The sequence below is a fragment of the Sulfuritortus calidifontis genome, assembly GCF_003967275.1.
GTDB lineage: Bacteria > Pseudomonadota > Gammaproteobacteria > Burkholderiales > Thiobacillaceae > Sulfuritortus > Sulfuritortus calidifontis.
The window spans coordinates 707,002-728,643 of the sequence record NZ_AP018721.1; the positions used below are offsets into that span (position 1 = coordinate 707,002).

A 21,642-nucleotide genomic window follows, 5' to 3' on the forward strand; every position below is an offset into this window, starting at 1 on the left:
TTTATGCCCAGCCTTTCGCGATGTCCACCGACGCCAAGCTGCCGCCCGCCATCTTTCTCATGGGCCCCACCGCCTGCGGCAAGACCGATCTGGCGGTGCATCTCACCCGGCATCTGCCGTGCGAGATCGTCAGCGTCGATTCGGCCCTGGTCTATCGCGGCATGGACATCGGCACCGCCAAGCCGGATGCGGCGACGCTCAAGCGGGCGCCGCACCATCTGATCGACCTGATCGAGCCGACCCAGAACTATTCCGCCGAGCAGTTCCGGCAGGACGCCCTGCGCCTGATGGCCGAGATCACGGGGCGCGGCCGGATTCCGCTGCTGGTCGGCGGCACCATGCTCTATTTCAAGGCGCTGAAGGAAGGCCTGGACGCCTTGCCCGAGGCCGACCCCGAGCTGCGCGCCGAGATCGAGGCGCGGGCGGCCGAGCTGGGCTGGCCGGCGCTGCATGCCGAGCTGGCGCGGCTGGACCCAAAGACGGCGGCGCGCCTGAAGCCCACCGATGCCCAGCGCATCCAGCGCGCTCTGGAGGTCTGTTATCTGAGCGGCGAGCCGATGAGCGCGTTGTTCGCCCGGCAGCAGGCCGAGCCGCCGCCCTATCGCCTGATCGAGATCGCCTTGATTCCCTCCGACCGCGCCGCCCTGCATGCGCGCATCAACCAGCGCTTTGCGGCCATGATCGAGGCGGGCCTCATCGACGAGCTGCGCGGCTTACGCGAACGCTTCGATTTGAACCCCGGCCTGCCTTCGATGCGCTGCGTCGGTTATCGCCAGGCCTGGCAGTTCCTCGAAGGCGAGATCGATGCCGCCGGCCTGTACGCGACCGGCGCGGCGGCCACCCGGCAGCTGGCCAAGCGCCAGCTCACCTGGCTGCGCGGCTGGCAGGGGGCAGTGGAATTCGATTGTCTGCGGCCGGATCTGGCCGAGGCGGTGCTGGGCTATCTCGAAATGCGTTTGGCCGAGTAGGCTCGGCCGGAAGTTAGGCGTCCCGCACCTTCGTCACCTGCGCCCCCACTCCGCCCTGGGCCAGGGTGACCTCGATCTCGCTCCCCACTTTCAAGCCCTTGCTGTCGCGCACGATGCGGCCTTGGCCGTCGCGCACGATGCTGTAGCCGCGTTCGAGCACGGCCTGGGGGTTGAGGTGGTTAAGGTGGCTGGCCAGGGTGTCGAGCCGGGCGGCAAGGGTGGCGAGCCGGTTGTGCACGCCGCGTTGCAGGCGTTGCTGCAGGAAGTCGAGTCGTTGCCGCCGCCCGCCCAGGTCGGGCCGCAGCCCGTGCAGCCGGGCCGCCAGTTGCTCGCTGCGCCGGTGGCCCTGTTGCAGCCGGCCGCCCAGGGCGTGTTGCAGGCGCCGGGCGAGGTGGTCGAGGTGGCGGCGCCGGTTCTCCAGCCGCGCGGCGGGGTGGATCAGGCGCCGGGTCAGGCCGTCGAGGCGCTGGGCCAGGTTGTCCAGACGGCGGCGCTGGCCGAACTGCAGGCGGCGGTAAATATGGTCGAGCTGCTGGGCCAGCTCCGTCCGGTCCGGCGTGGCCAGCTGGGCGGCGCCGGTCGGCGTGGGCGCGCGCAGGTCGGCGACGAAATCGGCGATGGTGAAGTCGGTTTCGTGACCGACCCCCGAGACGGTGGGGATGGGGCAGGCGGCAATCGCCCGGGCGACCGCTTCTTCGTTGAAGGCCCAGAGGTCTTCGATGCTGCCGCCGCCGCGCACGATGAGCAGCACGTCGCACACGGCCCGCGCGCCGGCCGCCTCGATGGCGGCGGCGATCTGCGCGGCCGCGCCGGTGCCCTGCACCAGGGTCGGGTACAGCACGACCGGGGCGGCCGGCCAGCGCCGGCGCAGGGTGGTGAGCACGTCGCGCAGGGCGGCGGCCTTGGCGGAGGTGACGATGCCGATGCGCTGCGGCAGGCGCGGCAGTGCTTTCTTGCGGGCCGGGTCGAACAGGCCTTCGGCTTCCAGCTTTTCCTTGAGGCGGTTGAAGGCCTCGAACAGGGCGCCCAGGCCGGCCCGGCGCAGGGTCTCGACCGAGAGCTGGAATTCGCCGCGCGCCTCGTAAAGCGTGGCGAGGGCGCGCACCTCGATGTGGTCGCCCTCGCGCGGCTGCCAGTCGAGGAACTGGTTGCGGTTCTTGAACATGGCGCAGCGCACGCTGGCCTGGGCATCCTTCAGGGTGAAGTACCAGTGGCCGGAGGGGGCGCGGGTGAAGTTGGACACCTCGCCGGCCACCCAGCAGAGCGGGATCTGGCCTTCGATGGCCCGGCGGGCCAGGCGATTCAACTGGGTGACGCTGAGGACATCAGACTCGGCAGGGTTCATCCCGCGATTATCGCCGCAAAGGGCCGGGCTGTCTGGTGCCGGGGTAAAAACCCACGGTTTTACGCGGGTTCCGGCCCGGTTTCAGGGGCGATTAATCCACAGTTCGCAATTAGTTCCCGGTGCGCCTTGCCTAAGTGATTGCCACCCAAGGGAATTTTCATAAGTCATTGTTTTTATTAGGCGTGACAGGCGATTAAAAAATAGCCTTCGGCCGTGAAACAGTTTTGCAACGGCCACTTAGCGCTTCTGTACCCGGCTTATTCACAGAGTTATCCACAGCTTCTGTGGAATTCTTGTCGCCGGTCAAGAACGGCCCGCCGAGACATATATATAGGCGCATACATGGGCGCATTGCCGGCCGCCCCATGCGGGGCGGCAAGTGCGGGGCCGGGGCGCGAGGTTTTTTTATTAAGGCGATGGGTTTATAGTTAGCCCTTTTTCCACGGCGGCTTGCGAGCCGCCGTATGTTTTTCATTCCGATAGTGGTTGTGGGTAGCGATGACCGATTTCCTGATGCAAACCTATGCCCGCCAGCCCGTGGCCTTTGTCCGCGGCGAGGGCGTCTGGCTCTACGACGAAAAAGGTGACAAGTACCTGGACGCCCTGGCCGGTGTGGCCGTGGACGGCCTGGGCCATGCCCATCCCAAGCTGACGGCAGCCCTGTGCGAGCAGGCCGGCACGCTGATCCACACCTCGAACATCTACCGCATCCTGAAACAGGAAGAACTGGCCAAGCAGCTGTGCGGCCTGTCGGGCCTGGAGCGGGCCTTCTTCTGCAACTCCGGCGCCGAGGCCAACGAGGCCGCGATCAAGATCGCCCGGCTGTATGGCCACAACAAGGGCATCGACAACCCGGCCATCGTGGTCATGGAGAAGAGCTTCCACGGCCGGACCATGGCCACCCTGTCGGCCACCGGCAACCGCAAGGTCCAGGCCGGCTTCGAGCCCCTGGTCACCGGCTTCGTCCGGGTGCCGTTCGGCGATGCCGAGGCGGTGGCCAAGCTGGCCGAGCACCACAACAACATCGTCGCCGTCCTGGTCGAGCCGTTCCAGGGCGAGGGTGGCATCAACGTGCCGGCGGCCGACTACCTGGCCAAGCTGCGCGCGATCTGCGACACCAACGAATGGCTGCTGATGCTGGACGAGATCCAGACCGGCGTCGGCCGCACCGGCAAGTGGTTCGCCTTCCAACACACGAATGTCATGCCCGACGTGATGACCCTGGCCAAGGGCCTGGGCTCGGGCGTGCCGGTCGGTGCCTGCCTCGCCCGCGGTATCGCGGCCGAGACCTTCGTGCCGGGCAAGCATGGCTCCACCTTCGGTGGCAACCCCTTGGCCTGTGTCGCCGCGCTCACCACCTTGCAGGTGATGGCGGAGGAGCGGCTGCTGGAGAACGCGGCCGACGTCGGCGCCTATATCCGGGCCGACCTGGCCCAGCGCCTGCAGGGCGTGAACGGGGTGCGCGAGATTCGCGGCCAGGGCCTGCTGATCGGCATCGAACTCGACCGGCCCTGCGGCGACCTAGTTGCGCAGGCACTGGAGCAGAAACTCCTGATCAACGTCACCTCCGACACGGTGGTGCGGCTGCTGCCGCCCCTGATCATGTCCCGGCAGGAGGCGACCTTGTTGACCGAGAAACTTGCCGGGCTGATTCGGGCGTTCCTCGCCTGAGGAGGTGCTTATGACTCGGGATGTGAAACACTTCCTGCAGTTCAAGGATTTGTCGCGCGAGGAGCTCGCGCACCTGTTCGCCCGCACCGGGGTGATCAAGCAGCGGTTCAAGCGCTACCAGCCCTACCATCCGCTGGCCGACCGCACCCTGGCGATGATCTTCGAGAAGAGCTCGACCCGCACCCGGCTGTCGTTCGAGGCCGGCATGCACCAGCTGGGCGGCGCCGCCATCTACCTCAACACCCGCGACACCCAGCTCGGCCGCGGCGAGCCGGTGGAGGACGCGGCCGAGGTGATCTCGCGCATGGTCGACATCGTGATGATCCGCACCTTCGAGCAGGAGATCATCGAGCGCTTCGCCGCCCACTCGCGGGTGCCGGTGATCAACGGCCTGACCAACGAATACCACCCCTGCCAGATCCTGGCCGACATCTACACCTTCATCGAGCACCGCGGCGACATCCGCGGCAAGACCGTGGCCTGGGTCGGCGACTCGAACAATATGTGCAATACCTGGCTGCAGGCGGCGGAGGTGTTGGACTTCAACGTCCACGTCTCGACCCCGCCCGGGTATGAAGTGGAGCCCGAGCGGGCCGGCCTGTTCGGCACCGACCACTACGAGGCCTTCGCCGACCCGATGGAGGCCTGCAAGGGCGCCGACCTGGTGACCACCGATGTCTGGACCAGCATGGGCTTCGAGGCCGAGAACGCCGAGCGGATGAAGGCCTTCGCCGACTGGCAGGTCGACGCCGAGATGATGAAGGTGGCCAAGAAGGACGCCCTGTTCATGCACTGCCTGCCTGCCCACCGCGGCGAGGAAGTGGCGGCCGAGGTGATCGACGGTCCGCAGAGCGTAGTCTGGGACGAGGCGGAAAACAGGCTCCATACCCAGAAAGCCTTGTTGGAATATCTGTTGCTCGGGCGTATCGAAAAATAGGATTGAGTGAGTTGTGGAGCCTGTTTCAGTGAAGGCTAACCTGCGCAGCAGGTTAAGCGCGGAACGCGCGGCCGAAACTAAAATCGCCTGCACACGCAACCTGGATTCCCGCCTCCGCGGGAATGACGGATACCCCGTTTGGAATGACGAACACGGAAGCAACCGAATGAACATCGCCTACTTCAAAGACACCGACTCCCTCTACATCGAGCTCTCGCCCGAGGATCCGGCCCATGCCTGGGAGGCGCACGAGGGTGTGGTGCTCAACATGAGCGCGGACAACCGCGTGGTCGGCATCGAGATCGAGCAGGCCAGCCTCAAGGCCAACCTGAACATGCTGCGCATCGGCAACTTCCCCGGCGAGGTCCACACCGTCGAGGGCGCCGCCCACTGATTTGGAGGACGATCATGACCAGACTGCTGATCCTGCTTGCCGCCTTGCTGCCCGCCCTGGCGCTGGCCGCCGAGCCGAAGCTGCCCGAGGACCCGCGCGCCCTGGTCAAGATGCCGCCCCTGCAGCAGGCCCTGATGCGGCAGGACATGGTCGCCCACCTCGGGGCCCTGAACACCGTGCTCAGCTTCCTGGCCGAGGGCAAGCTTAACCAGGCGGCCGAGGTGGCCGAAAAGGAGATCGGCGTCAGTTCCATGGGCAAGCATGCCGCCGCGACCGGCGGCCAAGGCCCCGGCCGCTTCATGCCCGAGGCCATGCGCGGCATCGGCGTCGGCATGCACCAGGCGGCGAGCGAGTTCGCCGAGGTGGCGAAGAAGGGCGACCGGGCCGCGGCCTACCGTGCCCTGGAGCCGGTGACGGCGGCTTGCGCGGCCTGCCATAGTGGTTTCCGCATCCGCTGAACGGCGGCTGCATTTATTTTTTCGGTAGCGAGTGGATATGTCTGACGTTAAAAAAGTTGTGCTGGCCTATTCCGGCGGCCTGGATACCTCGGTCATCCTCAAGTGGCTGCAGGACGAGTACAAATGCGAGGTGGTGACCTTCACCGCCGACATCGGCCAGGGCGAGGAGTTGGAGCCGGCCCGGGAGAAGGCCAAGAAGTTCGGCGTCAAGGAGATCTTCATCGACGATCTGCGCGAGGAGTTCGTGCGCGACTTCGTCTTCCCGATGTTCCGCGCCAACACCATCTACGAAGGCGAATACCTGCTCGGCACCTCCATCGCCCGGCCCCTGATCGCCAAGCGGCTGATCGAGATCGCGAAAATGACCGGCGCCGACGCCATCTCCCACGGCGCCACCGGCAAGGGCAACGACCAGGTTCGCTTCGAGCTGGGGGCCTATGCGCTCAACCCCGAGATCAAGATCATCGCCCCCTGGCGCGAGTGGGACCTGCTCTCGCGCGAGAAGCTGTTGGCCTATGCCGAGAAGAATGGCATCCCGGTCGAGATGAAGCACAAGGCCGGCGGCTCGCCCTATTCCATGGACGCCAACCTGCTGCACATCTCCTACGAGGGGCGCCACCTGGAAGACCCGGCGGCCGAGCCGGAAGAGGACATGTGGCGCTGGACGGTGTCGCCCGAGAAGGCGCCGGACGCGCCCGAGTACATCGAGCTGGAGTACGAGAACGGCGACCCGGTCGCGCTCAACGGCAAGCGCCTGTCGCCCGCGACCATGCTGGCCGAGCTCAACCGCCTGGGCGGCAAGCACGGTATCGGCCGGCTCGACCTGGTGGAAAACCGCTACGTCGGCATGAAGTCGCGCGGCTGCTACGAGACCCCGGGCGGCACCATCATGCTGCGCGCCCATCGCGCCATCGAGTCGATCACCCTCGACCGCGAGGTCGCCCACCTGAAAGATGATTTGATGCCGCGCTACGCCAGCCTGATCTACAACGGCTACTGGTGGGCACCCGAGCGCGTGGCCCTGCAGACCCTGATCGACCATACCCAGTCCACGGTCAACGGCTGGGTGCGGGTGAAGCTGTACAAGGGCAACGTCATCGTGGTCGGCCGCGACTCCAAGACCGATTCGCTGTTCGACCCGACCATCGCCACCTTCGAGGACGACAAGGGCGCCTACAACCAGGCCGACGCCGGCGGCTTCATCAAGCTCAACGCCCTGCGCATGCGCATCGCCGCCAAGCGCAAGCATCGCTGAACAAAGGAAGAACCATGTCCCAATTCGATAACGTCTCCGTGGTGAAAAAGGCCAACGTCTATTTCGACGGCAAGTGCGTCTCGCACAGCGTGCTGTTCGCCGACGGCACCAAGAAGTCGGTCGGCGTGATCTTCCCCTCGACCCTGACCTTCAACACCGGCGCGCCCGAGATCATGGAGATCAACGGCGGCCGCTGCCGCGTGCGCCTGAAGGGCGATGCCGACTGGAAGGAATACGGCGCGGGCCAGAGCTTCGCCGTGCCGGGCAATTCCAGCTTCGACATCGAAACCCTGGAGCTGCTCGACTACGTCTGCCACTTCGGCAACTGAGCCCGTGAATAAACCTACTGCGCAACCCGATTGCTGCGTTACGCGGTGCTCGCTCCCTCGCCTACCTACATGGTATGTCTCGGTCGCTGCGCTCCGGGTGCCTTGCACTCGGGTTGCTCGCGACGGTTTCTTTCACAGGCTCTGAACATATGACCACCATCGCCGTCGTCAAGAAGAACGGCGTCATCGCCATCGCCGCCGACACCCTGACCAAGTGGGGCAGCGGCAAGGAGTCGGCCGAGTACATCGTCAACCACGGCAAGTTCATCCGCGTCGGCGAGAGCCTGATCGCGGTGTCGGGCAACGCCACCTTCAAGCACGTGCTCGACGACTACTTCGCCTCGGACGAGCGGCAGGCCACGCCCCTGCGCACGGTGCAGGAAATCTTCACGGCCTGGCAGCAGATGCACAAGGTACTGAAGGAGGAGTACTTCGTGCGGCCGGAGGAGAGCCAGGACGATGCCCTGGAGTCCTCGCGCATGGATGTGCTGATCGCCAACCCCTATGGCATCTTTGGTGTCTCCGGCATGCGTACCGTGCAGGAGTTCGTCAAGTTCTACGCCTATGGCAGCGGCACCGATTATGCCTTGGGCGCGCTCTACGCCAGCTACGACCGGCCGGAGCTCGATGCCGAGAGCCTGGCCCGGCTGGCGATCCAGACCGCGGCCGAGTTCGACGACGGCACCGGCGCGCCGATCGAGTGTCATCTCTTCATCCCGGTGAAATAAGGAGTTTGCATGCCTTCCTTCGATATCGTGTCCGAGGTCGACAAGCAGGAACTCAAGAACGCGGTCGACCAGGCCAACAAGGAAATCGCCAACCGCTTCGACTTCAAGGGCTCGGACGCCCGGATCGAGCAGGCCGAGTTCGTGCTGACCGTGTTCGCCGACGATGACTTCAAGCTCGACCAGGTGCAGGAGGTGCTGAACGGCAAGCTGGTCAAGCGCGGCATCGACATCCGCGCGCTCGACATCGCCGAGAAGACCGAGAAGGTCTCCGGCAACAAGGTCAAGCGCCAGGTCACGGTGAAGAATGGCATCGAGACCGAGCTGGCCAAGAAGATCGTCAAGCAGATCAAAGACAGCAAGCTCAAGGTCACCGCCAGCATCCAGGGCGAGAGCGTGCGCGTCTCCGGTGCCAAGAAGGACGTGCTGCAGGAGGCCATCGCCCTGCTGCGCAAGGTCATCACCGAAGCCCCGCTGCAGTTCCAGAACTTCCGCGATTAATCTTTTTTAGGCAGGTCGGCGGGGCGCGCTGCGCCCGGCCCTGCCATATCCCGCCAAGGGCCGGCACTGGTCTGTTTCGCCAAAATCGGTTTTCCTGCCCGGTCTGTCATGCCCGGGCGGTATCAATATTTTTTGGGGCGCCTAAAGATTAGCGTTTGCTAATATAAAAACAAGACAAAGCCATCCGAAATGCTCGCCATTCGCCTCGGCCGCGTTCCGAAACCGAATTCCTTGAACTGAAATATGGCAAGCAAAATGACAACAAGCGCCCGTTCCGTCCTCTATGTCCGCCTGCCCTGCTGGAAGATCTACCCGGGCGGGGTGATCTATGTCGCCGACTATGTGCACAAGCACCGGCCCGAGGTCGAGCAGCAGTTGCTCGACCTGGCCCTGGTGCCGAAAGCGCAGCGCAAAGAGGTATTGCGCGAGCGCATCGCGGCCCTGCGTCCGGACGTGGTCGCCTTCTCCTGGCGCAACATGCAGTCCTTCGGCCCGCACCCGGAGGACGACGCCCTCGACGTGGTGATGAACTTCGACCACGCCAAGAGCCCCTTGCGCCGGCTCAAGGCGGCCAAGGATGCGGTGCGCATCATCTACGACTATGCCGCAAGCCGCTTCGACAACTTCGGCTACATGAAGCTCGCCCGGCGCCTGCTGCCGGAGGCGCAGATCGTGGTCGGCGGCACCGCGGTATCCATCTTCGGCAAGTACGTGGCGGAGCGCTGCCCGGCCGGCAGCACCGTGGTGGTGGGCGAGGGCGAGGACACCATGCTCTCCTTGGTCGAAGGCGCGGCCGAACCGGTGGGTGAGTATTACCGCAAGGACAGGGAGGGCCGGATCAGCCACCATTCGCGCGGCGAGAACTTCGATCTGGCCAGCCGCACCGCGGTCGACTTCGACTACATCGAGGCCATCTTCCCCGAGATCCACAGCTACAAGGACGACTACATCGGGGTCAATACCAAGCGCGGCTGCCCGTTCCAGTGCCACTTCTGCATCTACAACAAGATCGAGGGCGCCCACCAGCGCTATCGCGACCCGGTCGAGATCGTCGACGAGATCGAGGCGCTGCAGCGCAAGTTCGGCGTGCGCAAGATCTGGTTCACCGACGCCCAGTTCTGCTCCACCCGGCGCAGCGTCAAGCACGTCGAGCAGGTGCTGGACGAGATCCTGGCGCGCGGGCTGAAGATCCAGTGGTCGGGCTATCTGCGGCTCAACTTCCTCACCCCCGAGATCGCTCGCAAGATGCTGGACTCGGGGCTGTCCAGCATCGACCTCTCGTTCACCGGCTCGCAGGAGGTGATCGACGCCCTGACCCTGGGCTATTCCCTCGACCAGCAGATGGACGCCTTCCGCATGTTCCGCGACAGCGGCTTCGCCGACCAGAAGGTCAAGCTCTACATGCCGCTCAATGCGCCGGGCGAGACGGTGCAGACCCTGCGCATGACCCTGGACCGGATCAAGGAACTGTACGCGATGTTCGGCCGCGACAACGTGCTGCCCTTCATCTTCTTCATCGGGGTGCAGCCGGGAACGCCGGTCGAGAAGCTGCTGATCGGTCAGGGCTACTTGAAGGCCGACTACGACCCGCTCACCCTCAACCCCTTCATCATCAAGAAGCTGCTCTACAACCCGAAGCCGCTGGGCCGGCTGATCGGCCGGGCCTATCTGGAGGCGATGGAGTCGCTCGACAAGACCAGCGACTACATCGGCCGGGCGACCATGGACATCCTCGACCGGGAGCTGGCCAAGCCGCAATGGCGGGCCCGGCTCAGGCCGACGGCCAGGCGCCAGGTCGTCAGCCTGTCGCCGCGGTTAAGCGTGGAGCCCGCGGCACGGCGCTAAGTCCTGCTGAATCGGGTGCTAAGGCGCCTGTTCGATCTTGGGCGCCATGGCGGCGGCCTGGCGCTGCCGTTTGTGCAGCCAGCGCCAGACCGTGCCACCCGGCACGTCGAGGCCGGTGAGCACGTAGGTCAGCAGGTTGCGGTCGCGCAGCACCTTGATCAGGCGCGAACGGGTGCCGGGCCGGGCGCAGAACAGGATGCGGTCGCCCGGCTGCAGGATGGTCGCGTCGTCGGGCAACAGCCATTCCTCTTTTTCCCGGCTCAGCAGCAGTGGCACGCAAGGCAGCCGGGTCTCGCGATCGGGGGGCTCGCGCAGCAGCTCGCCCAGATTGATCTGCCAGCCTTCATGCAGCAGCTGCCAGATACCGATCTGGCGGCGGGACAGGCGCAGATCCCAGATCTCCGGCACGGTGTCGCTGACTAGGCCGATGATGCGGCTGATCAGTTCGTAGGCCCAGGCATCGCCCTGGTTGCGGGCGAGCGAGAGGAAACGGCTGTGCAGGGGAGTGGTGAGCAGGGAGAAGAATTCCTGGGCGATGATGCGCGAGGGCTGCATGGTGATGTGGGCATCGAAGTGCTGGAACAGGGACAGGTTGGAATCCCGGTTCTGGCGCACGACGATGAACAGGCCCGGATTGAGCTGGCGGGCGGTCATCGCGATCGACAGGTTGTTGATGTCATGGTCGGTGCCGCAGACGATGCCGGTGGCCTCGGTAATGCCCGCCGCCAGCAGGGTGTCGGCCTCGGTGCCGCTGCCCCGGATGCAGTTGGGGCAGCCGGTCTTTTCCGGCTCGGCCTCGACGATGGTCAGCTTGAGCCCTTCCCATTGCAGGTTGCGCACCACCGCCTTGCCGAAGCGGCCATAGCCGCAGACCAGCCATTTGCCGGCCGGCGCCTTCAGGGGCTGGATCAGCGGGGTGCCGGGCACGCCGGTCAGCCATTCGTACAGCAGATACTGGCCGGGCGAGTTGAGGGCCATGGCCAGGTGCTCGCCGAACACCTCGAACGGGTTGATGATCTGGTTGCTGCCGAAGGAGGCCATGTTGGCGGCCACCTCCAGGGTGTCGGCCCGGCACAGCACCGGCAGTCTCGGCCGCAGCAGCTTCACCGTCATGGCCACGGCGAGGTTGGCCTGGTCGTCGTTGGTCAGGGCGATGACCGCCGTGCAATAGGGGCTGAACAGGCCGGCGTCGATCAGGCTCTCCGGCCTGCGGGCGTCGGCGACCAAGGCCGGGGTGTCGATGTGGTACTGGCCCAGCTCCAGGGCGTTGATCCGGGCGGTGTCGATGTCCATCACCACGGCCTGCTGGTTGCGGGCATCCAGTGCGCGCAGCAGCAGGCTGCCGGTCTCGCCGCAACCGCAGATCAGGTAGAAGGGCTGGCGCAGGCGGCCCACCTGACGCCGGAAGCGGCCGGCCCGGATTTCCCGGCGCATGTCAGGATCCTGCACCAGGGTCAGGATGTTGCCGATGCCATAGACCCAGGCGATGACCGTGAGATAGATGGAGACGGTCGCCCAGGCGCGCTGGGCATCGCTGAAGGCATGGGGCAGTTCGCCAAAGCCGATGGTGGTGGCGGTGTAGCTGATGAAATAGAAGGCATGGAAGATGCTCATGCCTGGGGTCGGTCGGCCCTCGGCGTCCACCCCGGGCATCAAAGTCATGCCGAGCACGGCGATGGCATAGCTCAGGATCAGCACCAGCAGCGGCGCCCGCATGCGCCGCAGCATGATGAAGACGACGCTGTTCGGAGCGGCAGGGGGCGGCGCGTGCCGGCCGTGCATGGCCTCGCGTTTGGGCTTCTCGGTTTCCTCCTCGGCCTCGACCAGCTTCAGTCGCCGCAGGATGACGGAGAGCAGGCTATTCACCCGGACGCCTCTTCAGCGGTGGAACAGCACGGTCTCGATGATGAGCATGATGACCGAGAGCACGTTGGCGACCAGGGCGCCGGCCGAGAGCGAGACGATGCTGGCCATGGCGTTCGGGGTGAGGCCGTCCGCGCTCATGTGGACGGCATAGGCCCAGACGCTGGCCGCGGCGATCAGTTGCAGCACGGCGACCAGGCTGGTCGCCAGGTGGATGGCGCCGATCTGCGTGCGTTCGCCGAACTTGAGCACGGTGGCGATCAGGTTGACCACGATGACCGCGAACAGCTCGGTGATGTTGTGGTGGGCGGGATTGTCGATTTCGCCAATGACGAAGCCGAAATTGAGGGTCATGGCCAGGATGATGAAGAAGCCGAAGATGACTTTTTCCAGGTTCATGCGGGGGTTCTCCTAGGCGTTGATTGTTGTCGATGAATGATAGCGTTATTGGGCATCGGCCAGGGGGCCGGTCAGCGGCACGAAGGCCACGGCCAGCACATGGCGGGTATGCAGCGTGCCGTCGGCCGCCTTCTCGATCACCTGCAGTTCCTGGTTCCAGCCGGCGCGGCCGACCGGGATGACCAGCCGGGCGCCCGGCTTGAGCTGCTCGATCAGCGGCTGGGGGATATGCGGTGCCGCGGCGGTGACGATGATGCCGTCGTAGGGCGCGTGTTCCGGCCAGCCTTGGTAGCCGTCACCCTGGCGCACCTCGATGTTGCGGTAACCCAGTTCGGCCAGTCGGGCCGCGGCCGCCTCGGCCAGGGGGGCGACAATCTCCACCGTGTAGACCTGCCGGACCAGTTCGGCCAGCACCGCGGCCTGGTAGCCCGAGCCGGTACCGATCTCCAGGATGGTGTCGCCGGCCTCGAGCTCCAGGAGGTCGCTCATCAGGGCCACGATATAGGGCTGCGAGATGGTCTGGCCATGGCCGATCGGCACCGGCCCGTTGCGGAAGGCCAGGTGGGCGAGGTCCGGCGGCAGGAAGCGTTGCCGCGGCACCTTGGCCATGGCCGCCATCACCCGTGGGTTGAGTGCCGGCTTGCCGATCCAGTGCCGGGTCAGCTCCACCTCGATGTCGATGTCGTCGAGCATCGCCTTGAGGCCGTCGCTTGTCATGTCCGCCTCCTGCCGGGTGTTGTATTGGGGGCAAATATTGTCAAAACTACTTATAACTATAGGTAGATACCGGCCTTGACCGGGTTTGGTACTTAGACGGAGTATCGATTCAATAAGGGCCACCCCAATAACGTCATGCCAGTGGCATGCGGCGACGAGACGAGGAGAAATCATGCCGTCCACCTTCCTGAACAACCTGTTCGCCAACCAGAAGATCAAGACCCAGCTGATCGTGCTGCTGGCGGTGATCTTCGGCTTTTTCGTGGTCTCGGCCGCCGTTTCCTACCGGGCGCTGAACCAGGCCAAGGCCGACTTCACCCAGTTCATCAGCCAGGACCAGAAGATCATGCTCTCGCTGACCGAACTGCTGGCCAACGGCCTGCAGATGGGCCAGGCCCTGCGCAACATCGTGCTCGACCCGGCCAACCCCAAGGCCTATGAGAACTTCGACAAGGCCAGCAGCCAGATGGACAAGCTGCTGAAGGAGACGCGCGAAGTTGCGGCCGCGGATGCCGAGCTGAGCGCGGCCCTGGCCAAGATCGGCGAGCTTCGGCAGAAGCAGGCCGCGGCCCAGCAGGCGGTCAAGGACAAGGTCGCGGCCCAGGCGATCGAAGAGGCCAAGACCGTGCTTAACAAGGAGGAAACCCCGGTCTGGCGCGAGATTCGCCAGACCCTGCTGGACCAGGCCAAGCTCAAAAAAGAGGCCATGGTGGCCAAGGAAGTGGCGGTGCAGGGCGAAGTGGCCAGAGCCCAGACCATCAGCCTGATCCTGACCGTGATCGCCATCGTGCTTGGCCTGGTGCTGGGCATGGCGGTGGTCGGCAACATCATCTCCCGCCTGAACATGCTGACCCAGTCGATCGAGGGGCTGGCCCAGGGCGAGGGCGACCTGACCACCCGCCTGCAGGTATCGGGCAACAATGAACTGTGTCGCATTTCGGCCGCATTCAACCAGTTCGTGGAAAACCTCCAGGGTATGGTCAACAGCATCAAGGCCAATGCCGATCAGCTGCATACCATGTCGACCGGCCTGTCCGACGCTTCGGTCAAGATCGGTACTGCCACCGCCGAGCAGACCGCGGCGGTTACCTCGACTGCCGCCGCCGTCGAGGAGATGAGCGCGACCATCGCCTCGATCGCCGACGGCACCGACCACATCAAGCAGGTCTCCAGCGAGAGCGCCGATTATTCCACCCAGGGCCTGCAGAAGATGGGCGAGCTGACCTCGGTGATGAACGGCGTGCAGCAGGCGGTGCAGGGCATGGCCGGCTCGGTGCATCAGTTCCTGGAGAGCACCCAGAGCATCATCGGCGCCACCCAGCACGTGAAGGACATCGCCGACCAGATCAACTTGTTGGCGCTCAACGCCGCCATCGAGGCGGCCCGGGCCGGCGAGCAGGGCCGCGGCTTCGCCGTGGTGGCCGACGAAGTGCGCAAACTGGCGGAAAAGACCGCGCTCTATGCCAACGAGATCAGTTCGGTCACCTCGGAGATGAGTTCGCGCTCGAGCCAGGTGGAATCGGCCATCCAGCAGGGCATGGGCGCCCTGGAAGAGAGCGGCCGCTCCAGCCAGCAGGTGTCCGAGGTGGTGTCGCAGGCCCAGCAGGCCGTGCTCAAGGCCGCCCACGGCATCGGCGAGATCAGCGGCTCGGTCAAGGAACAGTCCCTGGCCAGCAGCCAGATCGCCAGCAACATCGAGCGCTTGTCGCACCTGGCGGAGAACACCGAAGAGGCCATCGCCCAGTCCAACGCCACGGTGCAGGAGCTGCGCCAGGTGGCCGATACCCTGTACAACACGGTGTCCCGTTTCAAGAGCTGAGGCGGCGCCTTGTCAACGAACGGCCGGTGCGTCCGGCCGTTTTTTCTGCCGGCTATTCCAGCTTCTCGAAGCGCAGGAAATAGTTCTCGGTGAGCAAGGGCAGGTCTTCGACCAGGCGGAAGCCGGCCATCTCGATCTCCTGGATCACGGTCTGCTTGCCGGCACGGACGTGGCTCATCACCCAGTCGGACGACAGGCCGGGGACCTTTTGGTAATCGATGATCACCAGCTGACCGCCGGGCCTGAGCGCCTGGCGGATCGAGGCGAGCATGGTCTGGGGGTATTCGAAGTGATGATAGGTGTCGCAGACGAAGGCCAGGTCGATCGAGCGGGTTGGCAGGCTGGTCGAATCGGCCGGGTTGACCAGGCCGACCACGTTGTTCAGTTCCTGTTCCTTCGCCTCGCGCTGGATGGCTTCGACGAACCCGGGCACGATGTCCAGGGCGTAGACCTTGCCCGCCGGCGCCACCAAGGGAGCGAACAGCCGGGTGAACAGGCCGCTGCCGGCGCCGATGTCGGCCACCGTCATGCCCGGGGTCAGCTTCAGGGCGGCGACGATGGCCTGGCGCTTGGCATAGACCTCGCGGCCCTCGGCCTCGAATACGGCCTGCCAGCGCTCGAAATCGGGCTTGGCGTAAGGCGCGTTGATGCCGGGGGCGACGCTGGGTTCCTTGGCCAGGGCGAGGCCGAGGGCGAGCGGCAGGGCAAGGAGGAATGGAGTAAAGCGGCGCATGAGTGGACTCCCGAATAGCCTTTTCATCCTAGAACAAGCCGGCCGGCCCGTTCATGTCAAGCCTTGTCAGGCGGCCGGCTTTGCCCCATCCTGCCGGCCGCTGTAACGATTCCGCTTTTCCCTCACCCCTATCCCCATGCTGCCCCCCATCGAATCCCGCATCGCCGAGGAACTCGGCACCGCTCCCGCCCAGGTCAAGGCCGCCGTCGCCCTGCTCGACGAAGGCGCCACCGTGCCCTTCATCGCCCGCTACCGCAAGGAGGCCACCGGCGGCCTGGACGACACCCAGCTGCGCCATCTGGCCGAGCGCCTGGGCTATCTGCGCGAGCTGGAAGAGCGGCGCGCCGCGGTGCTCGCCTCGGTCTCCGAGCAGGGCAAGCTCACGCCCGAACTCAAGGCCGAGTTGATGCAGGCCGAGACCAAGCAGCGGCTGGAAGACCTGTATCTGCCGTACAAGCCCAAACGCCGGACCAAGGCGCAGATCGCCCGCGAGGCCGGCCTGGCGCCGCTGGCCGAGGCCCTGCTGGCCGACCCCAGCCTGCAACCCGAGGCCGAGGCCGAGAGATTCATCGACCTCGAAAAGGGCGTGGCCGACGTCAAGGCCGCTCTGGACGGTGCCCGGCAGATACTGATGGAACGCTTCGGCGAGGACGCCGACCTGCTCGGCCGCCTGCGCCAGCATCTGGCCGAGCACGGCGTGCTGGTGTCCCGGCTGGTCGAGGGCAAGGCGGAGGCGGGCGCCAAGTTCCGCGACTATTTCGAATACGACGAGGCCTGGAAGCAGATCCCCTCGCACCGGGCGCTGGCCTTGTTCCGCGGCCGCAACGAGGGCGTGCTGCGGCTGGAGTTGAAACTGCCCGAAGAGCTCCCCCTCCCACCCTCCCCCGCAAGCGGGGGAGGCGCTGCCCCCTCCCCGCTTGCGGGGAGGGATGGGGTGGGGAACAGCTGCGAAGGCATGATCGCCGGCCACTTCGGCATCCGCGATCAAGGCCGGCCGGGCGACCGCTGGCTGCTCGACACCGTGCGCTGGGCTTGGCGGGTGAAGCTGGGCCTGTCGCTGGAACTGGAGCTGATGAACCAGTTGTTCGAGCGGGCCGAGTTGGAGGCGATCCGCGTCTTCGCCCAGAACCTGAAGGACCTGTTGCTGGCCGCGCCGGCCGGCCCACGTGCGGTGATCGGCCTCGATCCGGGCCTGCGCACGGGTGTGAAGGTGGCCGTGGTCGACCGCACCGGCAAGCTGCTCGACACCGCCACCATCTACCCGCACGAGCCGCGGCGCGACTGGGACGGCGCGCTGCACACCCTGGCGCTGCTGGCGAAGAAACACAATGCCGAGCTGATCAGCATCGGCAACGGCACCGCCTCGCGCGAGACCGACAAGCTGGCGGCCGACCTGATCCGGCGGCAACCGGAACTGAAACTGACCAAGGTCGTGGTGAGCGAGGCCGGTGCCTCGGTCTATTCGGCCTCGGAGTTGGCCGCCCGCGAATTCCCCCAGCTCGATGTCAGCCTGCGCGGCGCGGTGTCCATCGCCCGTCGCCTGCAGGACCCGCTGGCCGAGCTGGTCAAGATCGAGCCCAAGGCGATCGGCGTCGGCCAGTACCAGCACGACGTGTCTCAGGTGAAGCTGGCGCAGTCGCTCGACGCCGTGGTCGAGGACTGCGTGAACGCGGTCGGGGTCGACGTGAACACCGCCTCGGTGCCGCTGCTGGCCCAGGTCTCCGGCCTCAATGCGACGCTGGCGTCCAACATCGTCGCCCATCGCGACGCCCACGGACCCTTCGCCAACCGCGAGGCGCTCAAAGCCGTGCCGCGCCTGGGACCGAAGACCTTCGAACAGGCCGCCGGCTTTCTGCGCATCGCCGACGGCGACAACCCGCTCGACGCCTCGGCGGTGCACCCGGAGTCTTATCCGGTGGTCGAGCGCATCCTGGCCGACGTCAAGCGCGGCGTGAAGGAGCTGATCGGCGATGCCGCCACGCTCAAGCGGCTGGACCCGGCGCGCTACACCGATGACCAGTTCGGTCTGCCCACCGTGCGCGATATCCTGAAGGAACTGGAGAAGCCGGGCCGCGACCCGCGTCCCGAATTCAAGACCGCCAGCTTCCGGGACGGTGTCGAGGACCTGAAGGATCTGCAACCCGGCATGCAGCTCGAGGGCGTGGTGACCAATGTCACCAACTTCGGCGCCTTCGTCGACATCGGCGTGCATCAGGACGGCCTGGTCCACGTCTCGGCCCTGGCCGATCGCTTCGTCAAGGACCCGCGCGAGGTGGTGAAGGCGGGCGACGTGGTGCGGGTGAAGGTGGTCGAGGTCGATCTCGCCCGCAAGCGCATCGCCCTGACCATGCGCCTGGGCGATGCGATCGAGAAGAAGACGGACACCGCGGCTGCGGCTCAATCGCGCGGCCGCGCGCCGGCCAAGCCGAAGCCGCAGCCGCAGCCGCAGGCCGGCGGCGCCATGGCCGACGCCCTGGCCCGGGCCTTGCGCCGCTGATCGCCTGCGGCCGGGTCGGCCGTTCAGGCGCCGGCCGGCTTGACCAGTTCGACGAACGCCCCGGCCGGCAGGGCGCGGCTGTAGTAATAGCCCTGCATGTAATCGCAGCCATGCTCGCGCAGATAGTGCAATTGCGCCTCGGTCTCGACCCCCTCCGCGATGACGCGCAGATTGAGGCTGCGGGCGATGGCGATGATCGCCTTGACCAGGGAGGCATCCTCCGGGTTGCTGCTGATGCCCTGGACGAAGGATTGGTCGATCTTCAGCTTGTTCACCGGCAGGCACTTCAGGTAGCTCAAGGAGGAATAGCCGGTGCCGAAATCGTCGATCGCCAGGGAGACGCCTAGCGCCTTGAGATGGGCCAGGATCGAGGCGGTCTCGGAATCGGTGCCCTCGATGAACAGGCTTTCGGTGATTTCCAGTTCGAGGCAGCGGGCCGGCAGGCCGGTCTCGGCCAGCACCTCTTTGACCAGACCGGCCAGCTCCGGCTTGAACTGACGGGCGGAGAGGTTGATCGCAAGCTGCAGCTCGGGCAGGCCCTGGGCCTGCCAGGCCATGGCCTGACGGCAGGCTGTGCGCATGATCCATTCCCCGATCGGCACGATGAGCCCGCTCTCCTCGGCGATGGGGATGAATTCGGCCGGCGGCATCATGCCCTTTTGAGGGTGACGCCAGCGGACCAGGGCCTCCATGCCCACGATGCGGCCGGTCGCGATATCGAGTTGAGGCTGGTAATGCAGTTCCAGCTCGCCGCGCTCCAGGGCGTGCCGCAGCTCGGTCTCCATGGTCAGACGTTTCTCGACCCGGGCAGTCATTTCGGCCGAATAGAACTGGAAGGTCTTTCGGCCGCAGTCCTTGGCGTGATACATGGCGGAGTCGGCATTGCGCAAGAGCAGGGAGGCATCGCTGCCGTCGAAGGGGTAGAGGGTGATGCCGATGCTGGCGGAGACGAACAGCTCCTTGCCGGCGATGGTGAACGGGCAGACGAATTCGTCGAGCACCTTCTGCGCGATCTGCACCACATCCTCGATGGTGGAGATATCGGTCAGGGCGATGGCGAACTCGTCGCCGCCCAGGCGGGCGACCGTGTCGCTCTCGCGCAGGCAGTGCTTGAGCCTGTCCGCTACCGCTTGCAGCAGGGCATTGCCGGTCTCGTGGCCCAGGGTGTCGTTGATTACCTTGAACTGGTCGAGGTCCATGAGCATGACGCCGACCAATTTCTGGTGCCGGCTGGCGGTGGCGATCGCCTGGCCCAGTCGGTCCTGGAACAGGGCGCGGTTGGGCAGGCTGGTCAGGGCGTCGTAGTAGGCCAGGTGATTGAGCCGTTGCTCGGCCTGCCGCTGCTCCGTGATGTCCTGCGCCAGCGAGGCGACGCCGATCACCCGACCGTTGTCGTCGACCAGCGGCGTGTTGTACCACTCGCAGGTAATGATCTTGCCCGACTTGGTGACGTTCTCGTTGCTGCTGCGGAAACCGCCGCCTTGGCCGAGCAGCTCGCCCCAGACCTTGGCGACATGGTCGGTGGCGGACTCGGGCACGATCAGTTCCATGGCATGGCGGCCGATCGTCTCGGCTTTCGTGTAGCCGAAGATGGCCTCCGCAGAAGGGTTCCAGTCGAGCACCCGGAAGTCGGCATCCCATTCGATCACCGCCAGCGGGGTCTGTTGGAAGTGCCTGTTCAGCCGCTGGGTGGTCTGGTCGAGCGCTTCTTTCGCCAGCCAGCGTTCGGTGACGTCGCGATCGACGCCCCGGTAGCCGCACAGGCTGCCGTCTTCGCGGAAGATCGGCGTGGCACTGGTCTCCAGGATCACGAGCCGGCCGTCCTTGTGCAGGTTGCGGTTCTCCATCGACGTGAACGGCTTGCCTTCGGCCGCGATGGCCTCGAACCGGCGCGAGAGTTGCTCGGCCTCTGACGGCGGCATCAGGTCGAACGGTCGGAGGCCGAGAATCTCGTCCGGCTTGTAGCCAAGGATCTCCTCGACCTTCGGGCTGACATAGACATAGCGCCAGTCGGCATCGATCTCCCAGATCCAGTCGTTGACGCTCTCGACCAGGGTGCGGAAGCGCTGTTCGCTCTCCAGCAGGGCCGCCGTCGAGTCGGCGAGCCGCCGTTCCACCCGGCCGATCAGCAGGGAGAACAGGCCGAGCAGGCCGCCGCCGATGGCGAGGCCGATGCTGCCCACGATCAGCGTCTGCTGCCGGTTGTTCTTGTTCAGGTTGGTGATGTCGCGAGCCATCAGCAGGTGGCCGACCTCGCGGCCGCTGACGTCGCCGATCGGCAAGGTGAGCGCCTGCAACACCTGGTCGCCGGACGTGACCTTGGTCCGGTTGTGCGCATGCGACAGGTCATGGGCCAGCAGCTTGCGCGTGGTATCTGCCGACACGGTCTCCGGCCGGTAGGTGACAACCGCTTCGCGCAGCATGTCCCATTCTTCGGTACGGCCGAGCATGGCCATGCCGGCCTGCCAGTCCTTGCGGGACAGGTGCCGTTTGTCGATGGTCAGATACAGGTCGATGCCGGTCAGGCTGCTGATGCGGCCGAGGATTTGTTCGATCTCCTGGCCCAGCTCGACATAGCCGATCAGGCGGCCGTCCTGATACCACGGGAAGACCACGCGCAAGGTGAAGGTGCCCAGGGGGCCGAGTTCCAGGCCGGCGGCGGGTTGGCCGCTCGCCTCGGCCTTGATCGCGGTGTAGCGGTCGATCTTGTCGCCGAAGCGTTCGGGCTGGTGCACCCGGAGAAAATTGATCCGGTCCGGCGTATGGAAATAGAAGTGGGTGATCCCCGATTCCCGGCGCAAATAATCGAAGGTCGGTTGGCTGTGTTGCAGCAACAGGGCGCGATCTTGTCGCTGCATGGCCCGGGCGAGGCCGGCATCGCGGACGATCAGCGCCAGGGCGGTCGACAGCTTTTCCGTCTCATCCGCCATGGCTGAGGCATAGGCCCGTTGGGTCGCAGCAAAGGCGCCATCGACGAAATCCCGGGTGAAGGCTTCTTCCTGCCGGGCGAAGCTGTAGGTGAATATGGCAACCAGCGCCGTCAACGACAGCGTCAGCGGCGCCAGGATGGCGAACTTAAGGCTGACTTTGGGCAGATGTGCCTTCATCCAAGCGGCTGATTGTTCTTGCTGTCAAAATCCACGCCCCACATGGCTGGCGTGCGGTCTCCATCGCCGGCACAGTATG

At 65.6% G+C, this 21,642-nt stretch carries 18 protein-coding genes; 12 read left to right on the forward strand and 6 right to left on the reverse strand.

What is annotated here, in order from left to right; genetic code table 11:
• Positions 1–20 precede the first annotated feature (20 nt).
• Positions 21–968 carry a tRNA (adenosine(37)-N6)-dimethylallyltransferase MiaA gene (gene miaA, locus EL388_RS03855; protein WP_126459887.1) on the forward strand — a complete coding sequence of 316 codons (948 nt, stop codon included), beginning with the start codon at positions 21–23 and terminating at the stop codon, positions 966–968.
• A 13-nt stretch (positions 969–981) separates the two neighbouring features.
• On the opposite strand, the gene xseA is transcribed toward miaA, so the two are convergent.
• On the reverse strand, positions 982–2,313 hold the full coding sequence (gene xseA / locus EL388_RS03860) for an exodeoxyribonuclease VII large subunit (RefSeq protein ID WP_126459890.1): 1,332 nt from the start codon (positions 2,311–2,313) through the stop codon (positions 982–984).
• 498 nt (positions 2,314–2,811) lie between these two features.
• Between xseA and EL388_RS03865 the strand changes: the two genes are divergently transcribed.
• The 9 genes from EL388_RS03865 (at position 2,812) to EL388_RS03905 (ending at position 10,428) form a co-directional block, all read left to right on the forward strand.
• A complete protein-coding gene (locus tag EL388_RS03865) occupies positions 2,812–3,984 on the forward strand; it encodes an aspartate aminotransferase family protein (protein ID WP_126459893.1) in 1,173 nt (390 codons plus the stop codon).
• Between the two features lie 10 nt (positions 3,985–3,994).
• Positions 3,995–4,921, forward strand: coding sequence for an ornithine carbamoyltransferase (argF, locus tag EL388_RS03870; protein WP_126459898.1), 927 nt, complete (start codon positions 3,995–3,997; stop codon positions 4,919–4,921).
• A gap of 166 nt (positions 4,922–5,087) precedes the next feature.
• Positions 5,088–5,315: a DUF2283 domain-containing protein gene (locus EL388_RS03875; RefSeq protein ID WP_126459901.1), complete on the forward strand. Its 228-nt coding sequence runs from the start codon at positions 5,088–5,090 to the stop codon at positions 5,313–5,315.
• A 14-nt stretch (positions 5,316–5,329) separates the two neighbouring features.
• Positions 5,330–5,773, forward strand: coding sequence for a cytochrome c (locus EL388_RS03880; protein WP_126459904.1), 444 nt, complete (start codon positions 5,330–5,332; stop codon positions 5,771–5,773).
• A 37-nt stretch (positions 5,774–5,810) separates the two neighbouring features.
• A complete protein-coding gene (locus EL388_RS03885) occupies positions 5,811–7,028 on the forward strand; it encodes an argininosuccinate synthase (RefSeq protein WP_126459907.1) in 1,218 nt (405 codons plus the stop codon).
• A gap of 14 nt (positions 7,029–7,042) precedes the next feature.
• On the forward strand, positions 7,043–7,357 hold the full coding sequence (ppnP, locus tag EL388_RS03890) for a pyrimidine/purine nucleoside phosphorylase (protein WP_126459910.1): 315 nt from the start codon (positions 7,043–7,045) through the stop codon (positions 7,355–7,357).
• 149 nt (positions 7,358–7,506) lie between these two features.
• On the forward strand, positions 7,507–8,085 hold the full coding sequence (locus EL388_RS03895; protein WP_126459915.1) for a hypothetical protein: 579 nt from the start codon (positions 7,507–7,509) through the stop codon (positions 8,083–8,085).
• Positions 8,086–8,094: 9 nt separating this feature from the next.
• Positions 8,095–8,583 carry a YajQ family cyclic di-GMP-binding protein gene (locus EL388_RS03900; protein WP_126459919.1) on the forward strand — a complete coding sequence of 163 codons (489 nt, stop codon included), beginning with the start codon at positions 8,095–8,097 and terminating at the stop codon, positions 8,581–8,583.
• A gap of 255 nt (positions 8,584–8,838) precedes the next feature.
• Complete coding sequence (locus EL388_RS03905) at positions 8,839–10,428, forward strand: B12-binding domain-containing radical SAM protein (protein ID WP_165919070.1); 1,590 nt, start codon at positions 8,839–8,841, stop codon at positions 10,426–10,428.
• An 18-nt stretch (positions 10,429–10,446) separates the two neighbouring features.
• Here the strand turns inward: EL388_RS03905 and EL388_RS03910 are convergent, their stop codons facing one another.
• From EL388_RS03910 to EL388_RS03920, 3 genes are read right to left on the reverse strand one after another with little or no spacing between them, the layout of a single operon-like run.
• Positions 10,447–12,294, reverse strand: coding sequence for a potassium channel family protein (locus tag EL388_RS03910; RefSeq protein ID WP_232019175.1), 1,848 nt, complete (start codon positions 12,292–12,294; stop codon positions 10,447–10,449).
• Between the two features lie 12 nt (positions 12,295–12,306).
• On the reverse strand, positions 12,307–12,690 hold the full coding sequence (locus EL388_RS03915; RefSeq protein WP_126459925.1) for a DUF6394 family protein: 384 nt from the start codon (positions 12,688–12,690) through the stop codon (positions 12,307–12,309).
• A 45-nt stretch (positions 12,691–12,735) separates the two neighbouring features.
• Complete coding sequence (locus tag EL388_RS03920; RefSeq protein WP_197721816.1) at positions 12,736–13,407, reverse strand: protein-L-isoaspartate(D-aspartate) O-methyltransferase; 672 nt, start codon at positions 13,405–13,407, stop codon at positions 12,736–12,738.
• Between the two features lie 172 nt (positions 13,408–13,579).
• Here EL388_RS03920 and EL388_RS03925 point away from each other — a divergent pair, with 172 nt between their 5' ends.
• Positions 13,580–15,226 (forward strand): methyl-accepting chemotaxis protein, encoded by a 1,647-nt coding sequence (locus EL388_RS03925; RefSeq protein ID WP_126459928.1) that lies wholly within the window; start codon positions 13,580–13,582, stop codon positions 15,224–15,226.
• A 52-nt stretch (positions 15,227–15,278) separates the two neighbouring features.
• Here EL388_RS03925 and EL388_RS03930 read toward each other — a convergent pair whose 3' ends face one another.
• Positions 15,279–15,959: a class I SAM-dependent methyltransferase gene (locus EL388_RS03930; protein WP_126459931.1), complete on the reverse strand. Its 681-nt coding sequence runs from the start codon at positions 15,957–15,959 to the stop codon at positions 15,279–15,281.
• Positions 15,960–16,095: 136 nt separating this feature from the next.
• Here EL388_RS03930 and EL388_RS03935 point away from each other — a divergent pair, with 136 nt between their 5' ends.
• On the forward strand, positions 16,096–18,456 hold the full coding sequence (locus tag EL388_RS03935; protein ID WP_126459934.1) for a Tex family protein: 2,361 nt from the start codon (positions 16,096–16,098) through the stop codon (positions 18,454–18,456).
• Positions 18,457–18,479: 23 nt separating this feature from the next.
• Here the strand turns inward: EL388_RS03935 and EL388_RS03940 are convergent, their stop codons facing one another.
• Positions 18,480–21,563 (reverse strand): EAL domain-containing protein, encoded by a 3,084-nt coding sequence (locus EL388_RS03940; RefSeq protein WP_126459937.1) that lies wholly within the window; start codon positions 21,561–21,563, stop codon positions 18,480–18,482.
• Positions 21,564–21,642: the final 79 nt, after the last annotated feature.